Source organism: Mesorhizobium sp. B2-4-14 (assembly GCF_006442155.1).
In the GTDB taxonomy this organism is placed as follows: Bacteria; Pseudomonadota; Alphaproteobacteria; order Rhizobiales; family Rhizobiaceae; genus Mesorhizobium.
On record NZ_VFVA01000081.1, the window covers coordinates 1 to 1,539 of the forward strand.

Annotated in this window: 1 protein-coding gene; it reads right to left on the reverse strand. The window is 64.1% G+C overall.

Annotation, left to right across the window (positions count from 1 at the left end; genetic code table 11):
• Window positions 1–115 precede the first annotated feature (115 nt).
• A complete protein-coding gene (locus FJ938_RS29235) occupies window positions 116–1,486 on the reverse strand; it encodes an IS1182 family transposase (protein ID WP_140700126.1) in 1,371 nt (456 codons plus the stop codon).
• Between the last annotated feature and the right edge of the window lie 53 nt (window positions 1,487–1,539).

The following is a 1,539-nucleotide window of genomic DNA, read 5'->3' on the forward strand; positions in this document are numbered from 1 at the left end:
CAGACTGCTGACGAACCCCGTCGATTTTCGGCGGGGTTTTGTTTTGCGCGTTGATTGAGCTTTGTAAATTGGTGTCAGGAGAAGATGTCAGGAGGCTGGCGCTGCGCATCTGGCCTCAGGCGGGTGCTGGTTTTGGGCTTGGCCAGAGGCTGATTGCGATCTTTTTCATGTTCTGGGTGGCGGCGGCGATCAGGCACTGGCAGGCGACGCCGGTTCGCCCTCGGAAGCGGGCATAGCGGTGGCCGAAGAGCTGCTTGGCGTCGGCGAAAGACCGCTCGACCGTCTCCTTGCGGCGCCGGTAGATGGCCTTGCCCCATGCGGTCGAGCGATTGGCGTCGACCCGCTCGCGGGCGTCCTGCCAGACATGGCGCGTGATGGTGCGTTCGGCCTTGGCGTTTGAGGTGCAGGAGGCCAACAGCGGACAGTCGCGGCAGATCGCCGGATCGCTCCTGTAATGCCGGTAGCCGCTGCGGTCGGTTGTGGCATAGGCAAGCAACTGGCCCTGCGGGCAACGATAGCCGTCCGCATCCGGCTCATAGACGAAGGCGCTCTTCCTCATCATGCCGGGCTTGGGCGGGGTCGGGTTGCGATAGCCGGTGACGCCCCTGATCGTCCTGTCCTCCAGCCCCTTGGCGATGCCCGGCGTGGCGTAGCCGGCATCCAGCCCCGCAGCCGCCACATTGAAGCCGAAGCGCTCCACCTGGCGGTCGAGCCGGCCGAGATAGACGATCGAGTCATGCACGTTGGCCGGCGTGGCGAACGTGTCGGTGATGATGCCGCAACGGCCATCCACCGTGCGGTGATCGAGATAGAAGAAGCCCTTCGGCTTGCCCTCGCGCACCATGTAGCCGGCCTCCGGATCGGCACGGCTGACCTTGGTCTGCTTCTCGGGCGGCTTGCGCTGCTTCTGCTTCAGCGGCTTTTGGCCATGCAGCGCCCGCTCCACCTCGATGGCGCGGTCGAGTTCGCTCCAGTAGTCGGCCCGCGACTTGGCGACCAGGGCAAGGTCGTATTTGCCCTTGTTGGCGTTGGCCTTCAGATGCGTGCTGTCGGTGTAGAGCACCGTCCCGTCCACCAGCCCCGCCCGGATCGCCTGCTCGACGATGCGGTCGAAGATCGCCTGCGCGATCGTCTCGTCCTGGTAGCGCCGGCGCCGGTTCTGCGACAGCGTCGAGGCGTCGAACACCTTGTCCGTCAGCTTCAGCCGCAAAAACCAGCGGTAGGCGACATTGACCTCGATCTCGCGCACCAGCTGCCGCTCCGAGCGCACGCCGAACAGGTAGCCGATGAACAGCGCCTTGAACATCAAGGTCGGATCGAGCGGCGGTCGGCCATTGTCGGCGCAGTAGAGCGGCGCTGTCAGATCGTGGATGAAGGAAAAGTCGATCGCGCGATCGATCTTGCGCAACAGGTGGTCAGCCGGAACCAGCTGATCCAACGTCACCATCTCGAGCGCGGTCTGTTCAGGGGCGGGTCGCTTCAACATGACCCAGTGAATCAAAAACCCCCGGCAAATGCCAGGGGTTTGTCAGCAGTCTG